The sequence below is a fragment of the Pseudomonas sp. genome, from assembly GCF_050739935.1.
Taxonomy (GTDB): domain Bacteria; phylum Pseudomonadota; class Gammaproteobacteria; order Pseudomonadales; family Pseudomonadaceae; genus Aquipseudomonas.
The window spans coordinates 1-20,054 of sequence record NZ_JBOICF010000055.1; the positions used below are offsets into that span (position 1 = coordinate 1).

Here is a 20,054-nt window from a genome sequence, read left to right on the forward strand (position 1 = left end):
TATCCGTGTCAGTGGAACTTTGGCAGCAGTGCGTGGAGCTTTTGCGCGATGAGCTGCCTGCCCAGCAATTCAACACCTGGATCCGTCCGCTACAGGTCGAAGCCGAAGGCGACGAGTTGCGTGTCTATGCGCCCAATCGGTTCGTGCTCGACTGGGTAAATGAAAAGTACCTGGGCCGCCTTCTCGAATTATTGGGCGAGCATGGCCAAGGCATCGCGCCTGCTCTTGCCTTATTAATAGGTAGCAAACGTAGCTCCGCTCCGCGTGCGGCGCCGAACGCACCATTGGCCGCTGCAGCCGCTGCTTCCCAGGCCGCACAGAACACCGCTAGCAATAACGTGCCATCACCTACGCCCGTGGCTGAACCGACTTCAGCTCCGGCCCCGGTCGTGCAAGCCACTCTTGACGTCGATGACGAGCCTTCGCGCGCCAGCTTCGATCCGATGGCGGGAGCGAGCTCTCAGCAGGCTCCGGCGCGCGCTGAGCAGCGCAATGTTCAGGTAGAGGGCGCGCTCAAGCACACCAGTTACCTGAACCGTACTTTCACGTTCGAGAATTTTGTCGAAGGTAAATCCAACCAGCTGGCGCGTGCGGCAGCGTGGCAGGTAGCGGACAATCCGAAGCATGGCTACAACCCGCTCTTCCTTTATGGAGGCGTAGGTCTGGGTAAGACTCACTTGATGCACGCTGTGGGTAACCACCTGCTCAAGAAAAACCCGAATGCCAAAGTGGTCTATCTGCACTCGGAGCGTTTCGTCGCGGACATGGTCAAGGCACTGCAGCTGAACGCCATCAACGAGTTCAAGCGCTTCTACCGCTCGGTCGACGCGCTGCTAATCGACGATATTCAGTTTTTCGCGCGCAAGGAGCGTTCGCAGGAAGAGTTTTTCCACACCTTCAATGCGTTGCTCGAAGGTGGGCAGCAGGTCATCTTGACCAGCGATCGCTATCCTAAGGAAATCGAGGGTCTTGAAGAACGTCTGAAGTCGCGTTTCGGCTGGGGGCTTACCGTAGCTGTCGAGCCGCCCGAGCTTGAGACGCGCGTGGCGATTCTCATGAAGAAAGCGGATCAGGCGAAGGTCGAGCTTCCTCATGATGCTGCGTTCTTCATCGCCCAGCGTATCCGGTCCAACGTGCGTGAGCTCGAGGGTGCGCTCAAGCGTGTCATCGCCCATTCGCACTTCATGGGGCGTGACATAACCATCGAGCTGATTCGCGAATCGCTCAAGGATCTCCTGGCGCTGCAAGACAAGTTGGTGAGCGTGGATAACATTCAGCGGACGGTCGCTGAGTATTACAAGATCAAGATCTCCGACCTTTTATCGAAACGTCGTTCGAGATCGGTTGCGCGACCGCGACAGGTAGCGATGGCGTTGTCCAAGGAACTGACCAACCACAGTCTGCCGGAGATCGGTGACGTGTTTGGCGGGCGTGACCACACGACCGTGCTTCATGCATGCCGCAAGATCAACGAACTTAAAGAATCCGACGCGGATATCCGCGAGGACTACAAGAACCTGCTGCGTACTTTGACTACGTAATGCCAGCGCAGCTTATCAAGGCAAGGGACTAGACCATGCATTTCACCATTCAACGCGAAGCCCTGTTGAAACCCCTGCAACTGGTCGCCGGCGTTGTAGAACGCCGCCAGACCTTGCCGGTTCTGTCTAACGTGCTGCTGGTCGTCGAAGGCCAGCAGTTGTCCTTGACCGGTACCGACCTTGAAGTCGAGCTGGTTGGTCGCGTGCAGCTGGAAGAGCCGGCAGAGCCAGGCGAAATCACTGTACCCGCGCGCAAGCTGATGGACATCTGCAAGAGCCTGCCAAATGACGCGCTGATCGACATCAAGCTGGACGAACAGAAACTGGTCGTCAAAGCCGGCCGCAGCCGCTTTACGCTCTCGACTCTGCCCGCCAACGATTTCCCTACGGTGGAAGAAGGCCCAGGCTCGCTGACGTTCAATCTGGTCCAGAGCAAGCTGCGCCGCTTGATCGAACGCACAAGTTTCGCCATGGCCCAACAGGATGTTCGCTACTACCTCAACGGCATGCTGATCGAAGTACAGTCGGGCATTCTGCGCGCTGTTGCTACAGACGGCCACCGCCTGGCAATGTGTTCGATGGCTGCCGAAATCGAACAGCCCGATCGTCATCAGGTAATCGTTCCACGCAAAGGTATTCTGGAACTCGCGCGTCTGCTGACCGAGCAAGACGGCTTGGTTAGCATCGTTCTGGGTCAGCACCACATCCGAGCAACCACGGGTGAATTCACCTTCACATCCAAGCTGGTTGACGGCAAGTTCCCGGACTATGAGCGGGTGCTGCCAAAAGGCGGCGACAAACTGGTCGTCGGCGACCGTCAGGCTCTGCGCGAAGCGTTCAGCCGTACCGCGATTCTGTCCAATGAAAAATACCGTGGCATCCGCCTGCAGCTGGCTAGCGGGCAGTTGAAGATTCAGGCGAACAACCCTGAGCAGGAAGAGGCAGAGGAAGAAATCGGCGTCGATTACAACGGTGGATCGTTGGAGATCGGCTTCAACGTCAGCTATCTGCTTGACGTTCTCGGCGTGATGACCACTGAGCAGGTACGCTTGATTCTTTCCGACTCCAACAGCAGTGCGCTGGTACAGGAATCCGGTAACGACGATTCGGCATACGTTGTCATGCCGATGCGCCTGTAATCAGCAGCCGTTAAATGTCTCTCAGTCGCGTCTCGGTCACCGGGGTGCGCAATCTGCATCCGGTGACCTTTTCTCCCTCTCCTCGCATCAATATTCTTTATGGCGCCAATGGCAGTGGGAAAACCAGTGTCCTGGAAGCCATACATTTGCTTGGGCTTGCCCGTTCTTTCCGAAGCGTCCGCCTGCAGCCTGTCATTCAATACGAGCAACCTGCGTGCACGGTTTTCGGTCAGGTCGAGCTTGCTGAAGGCGGCACGAGTAATCTCGGGATTTCAAGAGATCGTCAAGGCGATTTCCAGATTCGAATCGACGGACAAAATGCCAAAAGCGCAGCTCAGCTGGCGGAGACGCTTCCGCTGCAATTGATCAATCCAGACAGTTTTCGCTTGCTTGAGGGAGCGCCGAAGATCCGTCGGCAGTTTCTGGATTGGGGAGTGTTCCACGTGGAACCTCGTTTCATGGCTACATGGCAGCGTTTGCAGAAGGCCCTGCGGCAGCGGAACTCATGGCTTCGGCATGGTACACTTGACGTCGCTTCGCAGGCCGCCTGGGATCGCGAGTTATGTCTGGCAAGTGACGAAATCGATGAGTTTCGCCGGGCTTATATCAAAGCGCTGAAGCCGGTATTCGAGCAAACCTTGAGCGAACTTGTACAGCTTGAAGGTTTGACTCTCAGTTATTACCGCGGCTGGGATAAAGAAAAAGACTTGAGCACTGTGCTTGCCTCTTCTCTCTATCGTGATCAGCAGATCGGCCACACTCAGGCGGGTCCACAGCGTGCCGACTTACGATTAAGGCTCAGCGGCCACAATGCGGCAGATATTCTTTCTCGTGGCCAACAGAAACTGGTGGTCTGTGCATTGCGTATCGCCCAAGGGCACTTGGTCAGCCAGGCTCGCCGCGGCCAATGTATTTATCTCGTCGACGATCTGCCATCGGAGCTCGACGAGCATCACCGCAGCGCACTTTGCCGCTTGCTGCAAGAACTACGCTGCCAGGTTTTTATCACCTGTGTAGATCATGAATTGTTGAGGGAAGGCTGGCAGACGGAAACGCCAGTTGCTTTGTTCCACGTGGAACACGGCAGTATCACCCAGACCCACGATCATCGGGAGTGAACATGAGCGAAAATCAAACGTACGACTCGTCCAGCATTAAAGTGCTGAAAGGACTTGATGCCGTACGCAAGCGTCCCGGTATGTACATCGGCGATACGGACGATGGCAGTGGTCTTCACCACATGGTGTTTGAGGTGGTGGATAACTCTATCGACGAAGCCTTGGCTGGCCATTGCGACGATATCAGCATCATCATTCATCCGGACGAATCCATCACTGTGCGCGACAACGGTCGCGGCATTCCGGTCGATGTGCATAAAGAAGAAGGCGTTTCTGCAGCTGAAGTCATCATGACCGTCCTGCACGCTGGCGGAAAATTTGACGACAACTCTTACAAAGTATCCGGCGGTCTCCACGGTGTAGGTGTGTCGGTCGTGAACGCGCTGTCAGAAGAACTGAATCTGACCGTTCGCCGCAGCGGTAAAATCTGGGAGCAGACCTACGTTCATGGTGTACCTCAAGAGCCGATGAAAATCGTGGGTGAGAGTGATACCACTGGTACCGAGATTCACTTCAAGCCATCGGCCGAAACCTTCAAGAATATCCATTTCAGCTGGGACATCCTGGCCAAGCGGATTCGCGAATTGTCTTTTCTTAACTCCGGTGTCGGTATCGTCCTTAAGGACGAGCGCAGCGGCAAGGAAGAGCTGTTCAAATACGAGGGCGGCCTGCGGGCTTTCGTTGAATACCTGAACACCAACAAGACCCCAGTCAACCAGGTGTTCCACTTCAACATCCAGCGTGATGATGGTGTAGGCGTCGAGATCGCTCTGCAGTGGAACGACAGCTTCAACGAGAACCTGTTGTGCTTCACCAACAACATTCCTCAGCGCGACGGCGGTACTCACTTGGTGGGCTTCCGTTCCGCGCTGACGCGTAACCTGAATAACTACATCGAGCAAGAAGGTCTGGCGAAGAAACACAAAGTCGCGACCACCGGCGACGACGCTCGTGAAGGTTTGACTGCGATCATTTCGGTGAAAGTGCCGGATCCGAAGTTCAGCTCGCAAACCAAGGACAAGCTGGTTTCTTCAGAAGTAAAGACTGCGGTTGAGCAAGAGATGGGTAAATACTTCTCAGACTTCCTGCTGGAAAATCCGAACGAAGCCAAAGCCGTTGTTGGCAAGATGATCGACGCAGCACGTGCGCGCGAAGCGGCCCGTAAAGCGCGTGAAATGACTCGTCGTAAAGGTGCGCTGGATATCGCCGGTCTGCCCGGCAAGCTGGCTGACTGCCAAGAGAAAGACCCTGCCCTTTCCGAACTTTATCTAGTGGAAGGTGACTCTGCTGGTGGTTCCGCCAAGCAGGGTCGTAATCGGAAGACTCAGGCCATTCTGCCACTCAAGGGTAAGATCCTGAACGTTGAAAAAGCGCGCTTCGACAAGATGATTTCCTCTCAGGAAGTCGGCACCTTGATCACCGCGCTGGGTTGTGGCATTGGTCGCGACGAGTACAACATCGACAAGTTGCGCTATCACAACATCATCATCATGACCGACGCTGACGTCGACGGTTCGCACATCCGCACCCTGCTGCTGACCTTCTTCTTCCGTCAGTTGCCAGAGTTGGTCGAGCGTGGCTACATCTACATCGCTCAGCCACCGCTATACAAGGTTAAAAAAGGCAAGCAAGAGCAGTACATCAAAGACGACGACGCCATGGAAGAATATATGACGCAGTCGGCCCTTGAAGACGCAAGCCTGCACTTGAACGAGTCGGCCCCAGGTATTTCCGGCCCAGCGCTGGAGAAGCTGGTGAACGACTTCCGCATGGTCATGAAGACCCTCAAGCGCCTGTCACGCTTGTATCCGCAGGAGCTGACCGAGCACTTCGTGTATCTGCCTCCGGTGTCGATGGAGCAGCTTTCGGATCATGGCGCCATGCAAGATTGGCTGGCCAAGTTCGACGAGCGTCTGCGTGTCGGCGAAAAGTCGGGTCTGGTCTACAAGGCTAGCCTGCGCGAAGATCGTGAGCGTAATGTCTGGCTGCCAGAGGTCGAGCTGATCTCCCACGGCCTGTCCAACTACGTCACGTTCAACCGCGACTTCTTCGGCAGTAACGACTACAAGACCGTTACCGCGCTCGGGCTGCAAATCAGTACCCTGCTCGAAGAAGGTGCCTACGTACAACGTGGCGAACGCAAGAAGCCTGTCACCGAGTTCAAGGAAGCCCTCGCCTGGCTCATGGCTGAAAGCACCAAGCGCCACACCATTCAGCGATACAAAGGTCTGGGCGAAATGAACCCGGATCAGCTGTGGGAAACCACGATGGACCCTTCCGTGCGTCGCATGTTGAAGGTCACCATCGAAGATGCGATCGCTGCCGATCAGATCTTCAACACGCTGATGGGGGACGCTGTGGAGCCGCGCCGCGACTTTATCGAGGCCAACGCGCTGGCGGTATCGAACCTGGATTTCTAATGGTTCTCGTCCGCTGAAAGAACAAAACCCCGAGCGCATTGAACAGCGTCCGGGGTTTTTTTCATTCGGTTGGCCTATCGGAAAAAACGGAGTGGCCGGTGACCTTTGGCGCTACGCCTAAGCCGCCATCGCCAGTACGAACCATCCGGTTTCTGCGTTTACGCTGCGCCCTTGCCCGTCCCGGCGCAATACGCCTTGATGCCGTTGTATGAGTTGGCTATGTATGCTGCGAATCCGCGTCGCTTCGACATCGCCGGCTTCTCGATGCAATGCCAAGAGAACATCGCCGTGATCAAAACAATCGGAAAAGCCAACAGCATCATGCTGATCGGCCCGATGCCCTTGAGCTGATGCGCAAGAATTTCCTGTACCGGAAAGGCATAAATGTAGACGCCATACGAGTAATCGCCCAACCGGTTGTAGCGCTCGATCAGGCTGTTGGTGGCGAACCCCAGATAAAAAATAAGGCAGGTCCAAGCGAGAACGAAACACTCGAAGAAGTACGGCGTGTGATACGACCAACCCGCCAGTGCCGCGAGCGGCAGGAACCAAACGAAGCGATGCGGTATGTACTTTCGATAACGATACAACGACATACCGAGCACGAACGGGAAGCTCCAGCTGAAGAGCTGCCCGAGATTCATGTCTCCCAATACCGCAGTATTCGCAACAACGTCCTTAAACGCGGCATGGGCGAAAGCGTAAGCGATGGCGTATACGAGCAAAAACCCGGCGAATCGACGGCGTCGCGTATAGAAGCCACAGAGGCCCAAGCCACCCACCAAAAGGTATAGCGTGACTTCGTAGCACAGCGTCCACAGTGAACCGTTGATCCCAGGCCAAGGGTTGTCCTGAAAAAGCCCAGGCAACTGGAACGATATGCTGAACAGCATCAGGTTGTCGCTCAGGTAGCGGTAAATTCCGTCCGAGCGAAAATATTCCGCAGGGTCGAGTGTCGTAAAGAGCGGGCCGATCAGAAACGCGCTTAACAGCAGCACAACCGTCAGTCCCGGATAAATGCGCAAGAAGCGCGCCGAGAAAAAGTCGAGGCTACTGGATGCGCGATCAAAGCTCAGAGAAATGAAGAAGCCCGATATGCAGAAAAAAGTAATAACGGCCAGTTCGCCTAATGAAAAGCCAAGCCAGCCGGATAAAGGTTCGACGGCACTGAAACCTTGCGTCAATGGATAACTGTGCGAAATTAGCACGGCTATAGCGGCGAGCATTCTGATCAGGTTGAAGTGATTATTTCGTGTGGACGCCAGCTCATCCAATGTATTCATACCGCCTCCGCCCACAGTCAGGGCAACCACATTTCGATCCGTTCACCGCTGTAGTGCTTTGCGTCCGAAAACGACGCCCAATACGAAACGGTTCCAGTTGAGCCTGACGTTGAAACCATACACCGGCCATATACGACGTCTAATTGCCAACGCTAATCGGACGGTGAATAACCTGGTTGCCAAAAATTTGACCGCAGCCGGGATGTCATAGATTTTTTGCTGATCGCTTCGGTTATCCAGCCGTTCCGACACTGTTATTTCTGGAAGTGAATATGCCTGCCGACTCTGCCTACGCGACATTGCAGCAAACCACCGAAGGTTTACGACTTGAAGGCGAAGCATCTGCGCAATGGCGCGAATGGGGGCCGTACCTCAGCGATCGTCAATGGGGCACGGTGCGTGAGGACTACAGCGCCGGCGGTGATGCGTGGGATTATTTTCCTCACGATCATGCGCGCAGTCGGGTGTATCGCTGGGGCGAGGACGGACTGGCCGGGTTCTCGGACAAGGCGCAGCACTGGTGTCTCGGATTGGCGCTGTGGAACGAGCGAGACACCATTCTCAAGGAACGGCTATTCGGCCTTAATAATGCTGAAGGCAATCACGGAGAAGACGTCAAGGAGCTGTACTTCCATGTCGACGGTGTGCCGAGTCACGCCTACATGCGCATGCTCTACAAGTACCCGCATGCGGCGTTTCCCTATAGCGATTTGGTCGAGGAGAACGCGCGCCGCAGCCTGGACGACCCGGAATACGAAGTACTCGATACCGGCGTCTTCAACGACAACCATTATTTCGACGTGAGCATTGAGTACGCCAAGCACACGCCGGACGACATATTCATGCGGGTAACGGTGGTCAATCGCTCGGACCGTTCGGCACGCCTGCATGTACTTCCGCAATTGTGGGCGCGGGATATCTGGAGCTGGGGAGCGGACATCGAACACCCTGCCCTCTCGCTTGTGGATAACCGGGTCACGGCACTGCATCCGTCGCAGTCAGCAAGGGAAGCCACAGCGTGGGGGCATGAGCCTTGCGAGTGGGTGTTTTGCGAGAACCGCACCAACACGCCGAAGCTGTTCGGTAAGCCAAGCACCGGGCCGTTCAAGGATGGCATCAATGATTGGCTTCTGGCCGGCAACGCCGACGCGATTCGTCACAATTCGGGAACCAAGGTGGCAGCGCATTTTGCGATGACGCTTGAAGGCAATGCCTCGCGAGTGGTTTATCTGCGTTTCGCTCCTGCCGGTTCTGCGCATGTGAATGCCAGGGCACTGTTCGAACAAAGGCGCAACGAGGCAGATGAGTTCTACGGCGCCTTGCAGCGCAATCTAGAAGACGCCGACGCGCGCAATGTTCAGCGTCAGGCGCTGGCCGGGTTGCTCTGGTCAAAGCAGCTGTATTACTTCGATGTCAAAGCATGGCTCGAAGGTGATCCCGGGCTGCCTCCTTTGCCCGCCGAGCGTTCGCACATCCGCAATAACCAGTGGCGACATCTATACAATTTCGACATCGTTTCGATGCCGGATAAATGGGAATACCCGTGGTACGCCTCCTGGGATGTCGCGTTCCAGGCCGTTGCGTTCGCCTTGATCGACATCGATTTCGCCAAGGACCAGCTGCTGCTGTTGGTGAAGGATCGCTTCATGCATCCCAACGGCCAGTTGCCGGCGTACGAATGGCGCTTCGACGACGCTAACCCGCCGGTGCATGCGTGGGCATCATGGCGTGTCTATCAGATGGAAAAGGCACAAAAAGGTCACGGCGATGTGGTCTTTCTTGAGCGAGTTTTTCACAAGCTACTGTTGAATTTCTCATGGTGGGTCAATCGCAAGGACGCTGAAGGCCATAACATCTTTCAGGGCGGCTTTCTGGGCCTGGACAACATCGGCCTGTTCGACCGTTCGGCCGCCCTCGCCCCCGGTTATCGACTCGATCAAGCAGACGGCACGGCCTGGGTTGCCGGTTACGCGCTGGACCTGATGCGTGTTGCCCTGGAACTTGCGCAGCACAATGAGGTGTATGTTGATATTGCGGTGAAGTTCTTCGAGCACTTCCTTTATATCGCCGGCGCAATCAACGAAGTCGACCAGGATGAAGTCGAAGGGCTATGGAATGATGAGGACGGATTTTTCTACGACGTGCTGCATCGTCCGGACGGCAAACGCGAGTCGGTCAAGCTGCGCTCGTTCGTGGGCTTGATTCCGCTGTTTGCTGTTCGTGTACTGGAGCAGCGCGAACATGAAGGGCTCAAGGATCTGCGTGAACGCTTGCTGGCATTCCTCCATCACCGGCCTGATCTGGCAGCGCTGGTTTCGCGCTGGACCGAGCCGGGCAAAGGCAACCGTCTGCTGCTGGCGCTGTTGCGCGGCCAACGCACCAAAGATCTGATCAAGCGCATGCTTGATGACAGCGAGTTTCTTTCTCCATACGGCGTGCGTTCGTTGTCGCGCTACTATGGCGAGGCCCTGTTCAGCATGCAGATCAACGGCAATACGTTGTCGGCGGATTACGAGCCGGCGGAATCAAGCTCTCGGCTGTTCGGGGGCAACTCCAACTGGCGCGGGCCGGTGTGGATGCCGCTCAATTACATGCTTATCGAATCACTGCGCGAGTTTCATCGCTATTACGACGAGAACTTTTCCGTGGAATACCCCAGCGGCTCAGGTTATCTGGCTTCTCTTGAAGAAGTGGCTGACGGACTCAGCTATCGCATAAACAGACTTTTCCTACGCAATGAGCAAGGCAATCGACCTTCCATGGCCGGTTATCCTCAGCTTGAAATAGATCCAGAGAGCCGGGATCTAGTGTTGTTTCACGAATACTTCCACGGTGAAAACGGTCGTGGCCTCGGGGCCTCGCATCAAACCGGATGGAGTGCTTTGGTGGCCCTTCTGCTTCAACCGAAAGACTAGAATCGCGGGTTGCTTACGGGGACCGGTTTGGCTGTATCAGCGACCGGCCTCCCCGCATAAGGACAGAGACAGGCCAAGGAGCTGTTGCCGGATGTCGTTTCGTAAATATCAGAAAGTGCTGGCGATCCCTCAAGTGCTGCCAGCCACGTTTTTCATGTTCGTCGCCGGTTTGCCGCTGACAATTATGACCCTCACGCTCAGCCTGCATGTGCTTAACGATATGGGGCGCAGTTACTTCGATGCTGGCCTGGTAGGTACAGCCACTGCATTGGGGTTCGCGGTGGGCTCCCCTTTGTTGGGACGCATGATGGACCGTCACGGCCTGCGCCCGGTTGTCGCGATCTGCGGAGCATTATCCACCATCGCCTGGGTGCTGCTGCCGCTGGTGAATTACGCCTTCTTCGTCGCATTGGCGTTTGCCGCAGGCGTGTTCACGATACCGACGGGTTCGCTCTCAAGGCAGTTCGTCGCCAGCCTCGTCCCCGAAGATCAGCGACGCCCGGCCTATTCGCTGAACACCATGTTGATGGAGCTCTCCTTCGTTATCACGCCCGCCATCGGCATCCTGCTGATCACCACCTATTCGGCCACCGCAACGCTGGTAGGTATCGGTGTGTGGCGGGCGTTGTCCTACGTTGCGCTGTATCTCTTGAATTGGCCAATACGCAATGTCGATGAAGTCGCCAACGACACTGACCCGGTGCACTTGAAATTGCGCGAGTGGCTAAACGCTCGTCTGATCGGAGTGCTGCTGGTCAGCGCAGGCGCATTGTTTGTGCTTTTCGGTACTGAGTTGGCATTAATTGCGGTGTTGCGCGAAAACGGGGAGATCGCTTACACCGGCTATGTCATTGCAGCCATGTCCATCGCCTCGATTGCCGGTGGTTTCGTCCACGGTATTGTTCACAGATCCTGGTCGCTGACTCGACTGGCTGTGACCATGAGCCTGTTGCTTCTACCGGTCGTATATTTCCATCAGGTCTGGTGGTGGCTGTTGCTGGCGTTGTTGCCGACGAACCTGCTGTGTACGCCGACCTTGGCAGCGAGTTCCGAAGCTGTGGCCGACCTTGCGCCAGCCCGCGTGCGAGGCCAGGTCATGGGGTTGCAGGATTCGGCGAACCGGATGGGTCAGACGCTATCCATGCCCCTCGTAGGCTTCGCCATCGACAGTCTTTCGCCCGCGATGGGCTTCGTCGCGGCGGCGTTGGGCGGGCTGGTGCTGATCGGGATGGCGGCGCTATGCAATCTGTGGATATCAGGGCAGAAACGAACTGCTTGGAAATGAAATCGGTCTTGGCCCGGGAGGCTCAAGACCGATGTTTTCAGCGCAAAAAAATAGCTGGTCAGAAAAACTTATGCACGTTTTTGGTTCGATAATCGCAGTCGGAAATAAGTAATTAAATTAACGAGTTACCGAGGATTCTCAAAAATCTCACACATTTGGTGCACAGGTTATCCACAATTCACACCGGGGATTTTTGCGGTGTGGCTACAGGTACAACGGGAGAACCGAGAGCGCGTTGCGTCGCTTCGTTCCAGGCAGATACGCGGTCATTGAGCGCGGCGATGGCACGTGGGCCTGAACCCTCTGCATACATCGGTTCGCCAATGACCACCTCGATGGTTCCCGGCTTTTTACCCCAGCCTTCTTTCGGCCAGTAACGGCCCGCGTTGTGAGCGATTGGCAGAACTGGCAGTTCAGCGTTCACCGCCATGGCCGAACCGCTGCGTGAGAACTTGCCGATCTGGCCGTAAGGCACACGCGTTCCTTCAGGAAAGATCAGTACCCAAACGCCATCCTTGAGCAATTCATCACCCTTCTTCGCCACTACCTTAAGTGCGGCTTTCGGGTTGTTGCGGTCAATGGCGATGGGTCGAAGCATCGCCATTGCCCAACCGAAGAATGGGACGTACAGCAATTCACGCTTGAGCACCTGACTCAACGGCTGAAAATGTGCCGACAGGAAGAAGGTCTCCCAAGTGCTCTGGTGATTGGAAACGATCACGCAAGGCGTCTTCGGCACGTTCTCCTGGCCTGTGACATTGACCTTGATGTTGAGGAACACCTTCGTCAGCCAGACCGCACAGCGACACCAATAAACGTTGATGAAGCGATAACGAATGCGGAAAGGCAGGAAAGGCGCAATGAAGAAACTCAGCGAACACCACAGCAGGGCAGTGGTGCCCAGCAGCAGGTAAAAGATGAAGATCCTGATGGCCTGCACTATCGACATAGCTGCTTTTACCGTTACGGGCAGTGCCCGAATTGAGCGTGCCGTTGAACGACCGGTCAGCCGTTCAACGAGGCGCTGTTGTGGATAAGTTCTGCGGCAACCGCCGCCAGATCGTCAAAAATCAACGTCCCCGCGGGCAATGGCGTACTCCGCGTCTTGTGACCTTTGCCCGTCATGACCAGAACAGGTTGAGAGTCGACGGCCACCGCAGCCTCTAGGTCACCCTTGCTGTCACCGACAAACCAGATTCCGCGCAAATCCACGGCGTAATGGCTGGCAATGGTGCGCAACATGCCCGGCTTGGGCTTGCGGCAATCGCAGCCCTGATCCGGACCATGGGGACAGTGAACAATCAGACCGACCTCGCCGCCCTGCTCCGCCACCAGCTCACGCAAACGCGCGTGCATGGCGTTCAGAGTAGCCAGGTCGTAATAACCGCGAGCAATGCCCGACTGGTTAGTAGCGACCGCCACCGTCCAGCCGGCCTTGCTCAGTTGCGCGATCGCCTCGATCGAGCCGGGGATCGGAATCCACTCCTGCACCGACTTGATGTAAGCGTCGGAGTCTTCGTTGATCACCCCGTCCCGATCGAGAATCAGCAGCTTCAAATCACGCGCTCCGACATCAGCTCAACAAGGAAATGTCGGCCACGCCGAGAAACAGATTGCGCAAACGTGCCAGCAACGCATAACGGTTGGCGCGCACGCTGGCATCTTCGGCATTGACCATCACGGCCTCGAAGAAAGCATCCACAGGTTCGCGCAGCGCTGCCAGACGAGCCAGCGCTTCGTTGTACTGACGGTTGGCCGACATAGGCGCCACGGCCTGGTCTGCCTGCTGAATCGCCGAGTACAGCGAGAACTCGTTGGAGTTGTCGAAATACTTGGGCTCCACGGTCTGGGCAATACTGCCCTCGGCCTTGCCCAGCAGGTTCGAGACGCGCTTGTTGACGGCGGCCAGCGCAGCGGCCTCAGGCAACTTGCGGAAAGCTTGAACGGCTTGCACGCGCTGGTCGAAGTCCAGTGCCGAACCCGGTTGCAGGGCGCGCACCGACAGGTAGACCGAAACGTCGACGCCTTCGTCTTCATAACGCGCACGCAGGCGGTCGAAGATGAACTCCAGCACTTGCTCAGGCAGGCCGGCAGGCTTGACCTTGGCACCGAACTGAGCGACCGCGAACTGCACGGTTTTGATCAGATCCAGGTCCAGTTTCTTCTCGATCAGAATCCGCAGGATGCCCAGTGCTGCACGACGCAGTGCGTACGGATCCTTGCTGCCGGTTGGCAACATGCCGATGCCAAAGATGCCGACCAGGGTGTCGAGCTTGTCGGCGATGGCTACGGCAGCACCGGTCAGGGTGCTTGGCAGTTCAGCGCCAGCGCCGCGCGGCATGTACTGCTCGTTCAGCGCCAGAGCGACGTCTTCCGGCTCGCCGTCCGCCAGCGCGTAGTAGTAACCCGCCACGCCCTGCATCTCAGGGAATTCACCGACCATCTCGGTCGCCAGATCGCACTTGGACAGCAGACCTGCACGGCCCGCGCGCTGAGCGTCGCCGCCAATGCGCGGAGCGATAAATGCGGCCAGTTTGGAAACGCGCTCGGCCTTGTCGAATACGGTGCCCAGTTGCGCTTGAAACACAACGTTTTGCAGACGCTGGTTGAAGGTTTCCAGCTTCTGCTTTTTGTCCTGCTTGAAGAAGAACTCGGCGTCGGTCAGACGTGGACGAACGACTTTCTCGTTACCCAATACGATCTGCGACGGGTCCTTGCTCTCGACGTTGGCCACGGTGATGAAGCGCGGCAGCAACTTGCCGTCGGCATCCAGCAGGCAGAAATACTTCTGGTTGTCCTGCATGGTGGTGATCAGGGCTTCCTGCGGCACTTCGAGGAAACGCTCTTCGAACGAGCACACCAGCGGCACAGGCCATTCGACCAGCGCGGTTACTTCGTCGAGCAGCGCAGGTGGCACGATCGCGGTACCTTCATACTGAGTTGCCAGCTCTTCGACACGCTTGCTGATCAACTGACGGCGCTCGTTGAAGTCAGCCAGAACGTGGGCCGCGCGCAGGTCGCTGGCGTAGTTGGCCGGCGAGGAAATGCGCACATTTTCCGGATGGTGGAAACGGTGGCCACGGGACTCACGACCAGCCGTTTGCGCGAGGATGGTGCAGTCGATCACTTGATCGCCGAACAGCATTACCAGCCATTGGGTGGGACGCACGAACTCTTCCTTGCGCGCACCCCAGCGCATGCGCTTCGGGATCGGCAAGTCGTTGAGCGAATCTTCGATGATGGTTGGCAAGAGACTCGCGGTCGGCTTGCCGGCGATGCTCTGGCTATAGCGCAGTTTGGGGCCGCTCTGATCGATTTCGCTCAGATCGACGCCGCACTTCTTGGCGAAGCCCAGCGCTGCTTGAGTCGGATTGCCGTCGGCGTCGAACGCAGCCTGCCGTGGCGGGCCGTCCAGATTGACGCTGCGGTCCGGCTGCTGAGTCGCCAGTTCGGTGATCAGCACTGCCAGACGACGCGGCGCTGCATATACCTGCTTGGCGCTGTAGGTCAGACCGGCTGCCTGCAGGCCTTTTTCGATACCGGCCAGAAACGCGTCGGCCAGGGTGTTCAATGCTTTGGGTGGCAGTTCTTCGGTGCCCAATTCAACCAGGAAATCTTGAGCACTCATTGTGCAGCCTCCAGCTTAGCCAACACTTCGTCGCGAATATCGGGTGCGGCCATCGGGAAGCCAAGCTTGGCCCGGGCCATCAGGTACGCCTGGGCTACAGAGCGAGCCAGGGTGCGTACGCGCAGGATGTACTGCTGACGCGCAGTCACGGAAATCGCGCGGCGGGCATCCAGCAGGTTGAAAGTGTGGGAGGCCTTGAGGACCATTTCGTAGCTCGGCAGCGGCAATTCGGCTGCAATCAGGCGCACGGCTTCGCTTTCATAGAAGTCGAACAGTTCGAACAGCTTCTCGACGTTGGCATGCTCGAAGTTGTAGGTCGATTGCTCCACTTCGTTCTGGTGGAACACATCGCCGTAGGTCACTTTGCCGAACGGGCCGTCGGTCCAGACCAGGTCGTAGACCGATTCAACGCCTTGCAGGTACATCGCCAGACGTTCGAGACCGTAGGTGATCTCGCCGGTGACCGGGTAGCACTCGATGCCGCCGACTTGCTGGAAATAGGTAAATTGCGAAACTTCCATGCCATTGAGCCAGATTTCCCAACCCAGGCCCCAGGCGCCCAAGGTTGGCGATTCCCAGTTGTCTTCGACGAAGCGTACGTCGTGAACAAGCGGGTCGAGGCCGACATGTTTTAGCGAACCCAGATACAGCTCCTGGAAGTTGTCAGGGTTTGGTTTGAGAACCACCTGGAACTGATAGTAGTGCTGCAGGCGGTTGGGGTTCTCGCCATAACGGCCATCGGTAGGACGACGGCTCGGTTGTACGTAGGCGGCGTTCCAGGTTTCCGGGCCGACGGCGCGCAGAAACGTGGCGGTGTGGAAAGTGCCGGCGCCCACTTCCATATCGTAGGGCTGAAGTACCACACAACCTTGCTCAGCCCAGTATTGCTGGAGGGCGAGGATCAAGTCTTGGAAGGTACGCACGGCTGGCGTAGGCTGGCTCACGAAATTCACCTGTACTGGGGGGCTGCGATTTAAAGAGCGGGAGTATACCCGATTCGGCCGCGCCTCCACCCTTGGGAGCCCTATGCCACGCTGCTTTTGGTGCAACGAAGATCCGCTTTATATGGACTACCACGATCAAGAGTGGGGTGTGCCGTTGCGCGACGCGCAGATGCTGTTCGAGTTTCTATTGCTCGAAGGGTTCCAGGCCGGCCTGTCGTGGATCACCATTTTGAAAAAACGCGCACGTTACCGAGAGGTGATGTACGACTTCGACGTGCGCCGGATTGCCGCCATGACCGACAGCGAAATCGAGGAACTGATGCTTGAACCGGGCATCGTTCGCAATCGCCTCAAACTCAATGGCGCGCGCAAGAATGCCCAGGCATGGCTGCGTCTGGAAGACCCTGTTGCCTTCGTCTGGTCCTTCGTCGGTGGCAAACCCAAGGTCAACCATTTCAAGGACCGCAGCGAAGTCCCGGCCATCACCCCCGAGGCCGAAGCGATGAGCAAAGCCTTGAAGAAAGCCGGTTTCACATTTGTCGGGCCAACCATTTGCTATGCCTACATGCAGGCCACCGGGATGGTGATGGACCATACCGTCGATTGCGATCGATATGCACAGTTGGTCAAGTCCTGAGCGATACACCTCTGGGAGCGCTCGCGCCGCACTGTCGCGCTGCAAACACGTTCCCCTGTGAGGGCGAATTTATTCGTGATTGGCGGCGAGTCGATGTATCCCTTTCGCCTGACATATTTTCGCGAATAAATTCGCTCCCACAGGGCGTTTCATCGAGTTCGGAATGGCAAACGCAGATGGTTGGGCGAACGTTTAATGCCGAATGGTTACAATGCCCGCCTCATCGATTCAGGAGTGATCTGTGGATAAGTTCAAAGGCGCCATGATGGTCGGGGCGTTGCGGCTGTTTGCCCTGTTGCCGTGGCGCGCCGTGCAATGGGTTGGCACCGGTATCGGCTGGCTGATGTGGAAGCTGCCCAATCGTTCTCGCGAAGTCGCGCGTATCAACCTGTCCAAATGTTTTCCCGAGCTGAACCCCGCCGAGCTTGAGGCATTGGTCGGTCGCAGCCTGATGGACATCGGCAAGACGCTGACCGAAAGCGCCTGCGCCTGGATCTGGCCCGCTCAGAAATCGATCAATCTGGTGCGCGAAGTCGAAGGCCTGCAGGTGCTTAAGGACGCGCTGGCGTCCGGCAAAGGCGTGGTCGGCATCACCAGCCACCTGGGCAACTGGGAAGTGCTCAACCATTTCTATTGCAGCCAGTGCAAACCGATCATTTTCTATCGCCCACCCAAGCTCAAGGCTGTGGATGAATTGCTGCGTAAACAGCGCGTGCAGTTGGGCAACCGCGTGGCGGCATCGACCAAGGAAGGCATTCTGAGTGTCATCAAGGAAGTGCGCAAAGGCGGTTCGGTGGGCATCCCAGCCGACCCGGAACCGGCGGAGTCCGCAGGGATTTTCGTGCCCTTCTGCGGAACGATGGCGCTGACCAGCAAATTCGTGCCGAACATGCTGGCTGGTGGCAAAGCGATGGGTGTATTCCTGCATGCGATGCGTCTTGAAGATGGCTCGGGTTACAAAGTGGTCCTCGAAGCGGCACCCGAAGACATGTACAGCACCGACACCGAAACCTCGGCGGCGGCGATGAGCAAGGTGGTGGAGAAGTATGTGCGGGCGTATCCGAGCCAGTACATGTGGACCATGAAGCGCTTCAAGAAGCGGCCTGAGGGGGAGAAGCGCTGGTATTGAGTCTGGTTAACGCTGCCGCTGCTAACGGCCGCGCTGGCGTTAGGTAAATATAATTCCCCTGTGGGAGCGAATTCATTCGCGAAAAAACGGGTCATGCGATGGAGATGCATCGCCTGAACCGGCCTTTCGCGAATAAATTCGCTCCCACAGGTCATCCCGGCGTTTGCGAAACCATCACTCGGCTCCGGTTGCGTTATTCAGGCCTGCCGCTCCAGCTTCCTCAAAAACACTGTCATCTCTTTCTCGGCCTGTTTGTCGCCATGACCTACGGCAGCCTGAATGCCCTGCTCCCAAGCTTGCCGAGCCTGTGCCCGGTCCCCTGCGGCCAGCCATGCCTTGCCGAGCAACTTCCACGCCGCCGAATACTTGGGGTCGAATTCGACACAGCGCTGCAAGTGTTCGACCGCACGGGCATCATCCCCGGCATCCAGATAGCCCTTGCCCAGACCGAAGCGCAGTAAGGCGTTGTCCATGCCCTTGGCGAGCATCTTTTCCAGTGATTCAAGCACGCGAATTCTCCGTCAGAAAAAGCTCAATCCCACCTGAAACAGCCGCTCCACGTCGCGGATATGCTTTTTATCCACAAGGAACATGATCACGTGGTCGCCGGACTCGATGACCGTGCTGTCATGAGCGATGAGCACCTGGTCGGCTCGGGTGATCGCACCGATGGTGGTGCCGGGTGGCAGGTTGATATGCATGATCGCCTTGCCAATCACCTTGCTCGACTTGGCGTCGCCGTGCGCCACGATCTCGATGGCTTCCGCTGCCCCTCGACGCAATGAGTGAACGCTGACGATATCACCGCGACGCACATGAGCCAGCAAGGTGCCGATGGTTGCCAACTGCGGGCTGACCGCGATGTCGATCTCTCCCCCTTGGACCAGATCCACATAGGCCGGGTTGTTGATGATGGTCATGACCTTTTTCGCGCCCAACCGTTTGGCCAGCAGCGAGGACATGATGTTGGCTTCGTCATCGTTGGTCAGGGCCAGGAACAGGTCGGCATTGTCGATGTTCTCTTCCATCAGCAGGTCGCGGTCCGATGAGCTGCCTTGCAGGATGACCGTGTTGTTGAGGGTGTCCGACAAATAGCGACAGCGCGCCGGGTTCATTTCGATGATTTTCACCTGGTAACGGTTTTCGATGGCCTCAGCCAGCCGTTCACCGATCTGGCCGCCACCCGCGATGACGATGCGTTTATTGCTTCGGTCCAGACGCCGCATTTCGCCCATCACCGCACGAATATCCGCTTTGGCGGCGATGAAAAAGACTTCGTCGTCCGCTTCGATGACTGTATCGCCTTGCGGAATGATCGGACGATCGCGGCGGAAGATAGCGGCCACGCGGGTATCGACATTGGGCATGTGCGTGCGCAATTGACGCAGTTGCTGGCCTACCAGGGTTCCACCGTAGTAGGCCCTCACTGCCACCAACTGCACTTTGCCTTCAGCGAAGTCGATGACCTGCAGAGAGCTTGGGTATTCGATCAGGCGCTTGATGTAGTTGGTGACGACCTGCTCGGGGCTGATCAGCACGTCCACCGGAATGGCGTCGTTGTCGAACAGCCCGGCGCGGGTCAGGTACGCGGATTCGCGCACGCGGGCGATCTTGGTCGGGGTGTGGAACAGGGTGTAGGCGACTTGGCAGGCGACCATGTTGGTTTCGTCGCTACTGGTGACTGCGACCAGCATGTCAGCGTCATCGGCGCCTGCCTGACGCAGCACAGTGGGGAACGACCCACGGCCCTGGATGGTGCGGATATCCAGACGATCACCCAGCGCGCGCAGACGATCCGGATCGGTGTCCACCACGGTGATGTCATTGGCTTCGCTGGCCAGATGCTCAGCCAGCGAGCCGCCAACCTGTCCTGCACCGAGAATGATGATTTTCAATCAGCCTCTCCTTGGAATGTAGATCGTGCCTCAATGCAGACCCTTGTAGGAGCCAGCTTGCTGGCGAATGCGGTGTTTCAGTCAGCATTGATATGTCTGACCCGACGCCTTCGCCAGCAA

At 57.0% G+C, this 20,054-nt stretch carries 15 protein-coding genes; 8 read left to right on the forward strand and 7 right to left on the reverse strand.

Features of this window, described 5'->3' with window-relative positions; translation table 11 throughout:
- The first annotated feature begins 5 nt into the window (after window positions 1-5).
- From dnaA to gyrB, 4 genes are read left to right on the forward strand one after another with little or no spacing between them, the layout of a single operon-like run.
- Window positions 6-1,541: a chromosomal replication initiator protein DnaA gene (dnaA, locus tag ACRER8_RS09520; RefSeq protein WP_431746097.1), complete on the forward strand. Its 1,536-nt coding sequence runs from the start codon at window positions 6-8 to the stop codon at window positions 1,539-1,541.
- A 35-nt stretch (window positions 1,542-1,576) separates the two neighbouring features.
- Window positions 1,577-2,680, forward strand: a complete 1,104-nt coding sequence (gene dnaN, locus ACRER8_RS09525) for a DNA polymerase III subunit beta (RefSeq protein WP_431746076.1) — start codon at window positions 1,577-1,579, stop codon at window positions 2,678-2,680.
- A 14-nt stretch (window positions 2,681-2,694) separates the two neighbouring features.
- A complete protein-coding gene (gene recF, locus ACRER8_RS09530; protein ID WP_431746077.1) occupies window positions 2,695-3,798 on the forward strand; it encodes a DNA replication/repair protein RecF in 1,104 nt (367 codons plus the stop codon).
- Between the two features lie 2 nt (window positions 3,799-3,800).
- The gene (gene gyrB, locus ACRER8_RS09535) at window positions 3,801-6,218 is read left to right on the forward strand and encodes a DNA topoisomerase (ATP-hydrolyzing) subunit B (RefSeq protein WP_431746078.1); all 2,418 of its coding nucleotides are present in this window, start codon (window positions 3,801-3,803) and stop codon (window positions 6,216-6,218) included.
- Window positions 6,219-6,376: 158 nt separating this feature from the next.
- Here gyrB and ACRER8_RS09540 read toward each other — a convergent pair whose 3' ends face one another.
- Entirely contained in the window at window positions 6,377-7,501 is a 1,125-nt protein-coding gene (locus tag ACRER8_RS09540) for an acyltransferase family protein (protein ID WP_431746079.1), read from the reverse strand.
- A gap of 272 nt (window positions 7,502-7,773) precedes the next feature.
- Between ACRER8_RS09540 and ACRER8_RS09545 the strand changes: the two genes are divergently transcribed.
- Window positions 7,774-10,416 (forward strand): MGH1-like glycoside hydrolase domain-containing protein, encoded by a 2,643-nt coding sequence (locus ACRER8_RS09545; protein ID WP_431746080.1) that lies wholly within the window; start codon window positions 7,774-7,776, stop codon window positions 10,414-10,416.
- A gap of 91 nt (window positions 10,417-10,507) precedes the next feature.
- Entirely contained in the window at window positions 10,508-11,701 is a 1,194-nt protein-coding gene (locus ACRER8_RS09550; RefSeq protein WP_431746081.1) for an MFS transporter, read from the forward strand.
- A gap of 178 nt (window positions 11,702-11,879) precedes the next feature.
- Here ACRER8_RS09550 and ACRER8_RS09555 read toward each other — a convergent pair whose 3' ends face one another.
- From ACRER8_RS09555 to glyQ, 4 genes are read right to left on the reverse strand one after another with little or no spacing between them, the layout of a single operon-like run.
- Entirely contained in the window at window positions 11,880-12,650 is a 771-nt protein-coding gene (locus tag ACRER8_RS09555) for a lysophospholipid acyltransferase family protein (protein ID WP_431746082.1), read from the reverse strand.
- A gap of 56 nt (window positions 12,651-12,706) precedes the next feature.
- Window positions 12,707-13,258 carry a D-glycero-beta-D-manno-heptose 1,7-bisphosphate 7-phosphatase gene (gene gmhB, locus ACRER8_RS09560; RefSeq protein WP_431746083.1) on the reverse strand — a complete coding sequence of 184 codons (552 nt, stop codon included), beginning with the start codon at window positions 13,256-13,258 and terminating at the stop codon, window positions 12,707-12,709.
- A 16-nt stretch (window positions 13,259-13,274) separates the two neighbouring features.
- The gene (gene glyS / locus ACRER8_RS09565; protein WP_431746084.1) at window positions 13,275-15,329 is read right to left on the reverse strand and encodes a glycine--tRNA ligase subunit beta; all 2,055 of its coding nucleotides are present in this window, start codon (window positions 15,327-15,329) and stop codon (window positions 13,275-13,277) included.
- Window positions 15,326-16,273: a glycine--tRNA ligase subunit alpha gene (glyQ, locus tag ACRER8_RS09570; RefSeq protein ID WP_081564596.1), complete on the reverse strand. Its 948-nt coding sequence runs from the start codon at window positions 16,271-16,273 to the stop codon at window positions 15,326-15,328. The genes glyS and glyQ overlap by 4 nt, the downstream gene beginning before the upstream one ends.
- 82 nt (window positions 16,274-16,355) lie before the next feature.
- On the opposite strand from glyQ, the gene ACRER8_RS09575 reads away from it, so the two are divergent.
- Both ACRER8_RS09575 and ACRER8_RS09580 read left to right on the forward strand, forming a co-directional pair.
- Window positions 16,356-16,910, forward strand: coding sequence for a DNA-3-methyladenine glycosylase I (locus tag ACRER8_RS09575; protein ID WP_431746085.1), 555 nt, complete (start codon window positions 16,356-16,358; stop codon window positions 16,908-16,910).
- A gap of 241 nt (window positions 16,911-17,151) precedes the next feature.
- Window positions 17,152-18,039 (forward strand): lysophospholipid acyltransferase, encoded by an 888-nt coding sequence (locus ACRER8_RS09580; protein ID WP_431746086.1) that lies wholly within the window; start codon window positions 17,152-17,154, stop codon window positions 18,037-18,039.
- A gap of 197 nt (window positions 18,040-18,236) precedes the next feature.
- On the opposite strand, the gene ACRER8_RS09585 is transcribed toward ACRER8_RS09580, so the two are convergent.
- Both ACRER8_RS09585 and trkA read right to left on the reverse strand, forming a co-directional pair.
- A complete protein-coding gene (locus ACRER8_RS09585; protein WP_431746098.1) occupies window positions 18,237-18,527 on the reverse strand; it encodes a tetratricopeptide repeat protein in 291 nt (96 codons plus the stop codon).
- A 33-nt stretch (window positions 18,528-18,560) separates the two neighbouring features.
- Window positions 18,561-19,934: a Trk system potassium transporter TrkA gene (trkA, locus tag ACRER8_RS09590; protein ID WP_431746087.1), complete on the reverse strand. Its 1,374-nt coding sequence runs from the start codon at window positions 19,932-19,934 to the stop codon at window positions 18,561-18,563.
- Window positions 19,935-20,054 lie beyond the last annotated feature (120 nt).

What these genes read in the sequence shown, in the direction of transcription:
- gyrB (WP_431746078.1), top strand. Translation starts at nt 3,801, where the DNA reads ATGAGCGAAAATCAAACGTACGACTCGTCCAGCATTAAAGTGCTGAAA.
- recF (WP_431746077.1), top strand. Translation starts at nt 2,695, where the DNA reads ATGTCTCTCAGTCGCGTCTCGGTCACCGGGGTGCGCAATCTGCATCCG.
- ACRER8_RS09545 (WP_431746080.1), top strand. Translation starts at nt 7,774, where the DNA reads ATGCCTGCCGACTCTGCCTACGCGACATTGCAGCAAACCACCGAAGGT.
- ACRER8_RS09585 (WP_431746098.1), bottom strand. Translation starts at nt 18,527, where the DNA reads ATGCTCGCCAAGGGCATGGACAACGCCTTACTGCGCTTCGGTCTGGGC.
- dnaN (WP_431746076.1), top strand. Translation starts at nt 1,577, where the DNA reads ATGCATTTCACCATTCAACGCGAAGCCCTGTTGAAACCCCTGCAACTG.
- glyS (WP_431746084.1), bottom strand. Translation starts at nt 15,329, where the DNA reads ATGAGTGCTCAAGATTTCCTGGTTGAATTGGGCACCGAAGAACTGCCA.
- ACRER8_RS09575 (WP_431746085.1), top strand. Translation starts at nt 16,356, where the DNA reads ATGCCACGCTGCTTTTGGTGCAACGAAGATCCGCTTTATATGGACTAC.
- ACRER8_RS09555 (WP_431746082.1), bottom strand. Translation starts at nt 12,650, where the DNA reads ATGTCGATAGTGCAGGCCATCAGGATCTTCATCTTTTACCTGCTGCTG.
- ACRER8_RS09540 (WP_431746079.1), bottom strand. Translation starts at nt 7,501, where the DNA reads ATGAATACATTGGATGAGCTGGCGTCCACACGAAATAATCACTTCAAC.
- ACRER8_RS09550 (WP_431746081.1), top strand. Translation starts at nt 10,508, where the DNA reads ATGTCGTTTCGTAAATATCAGAAAGTGCTGGCGATCCCTCAAGTGCTG.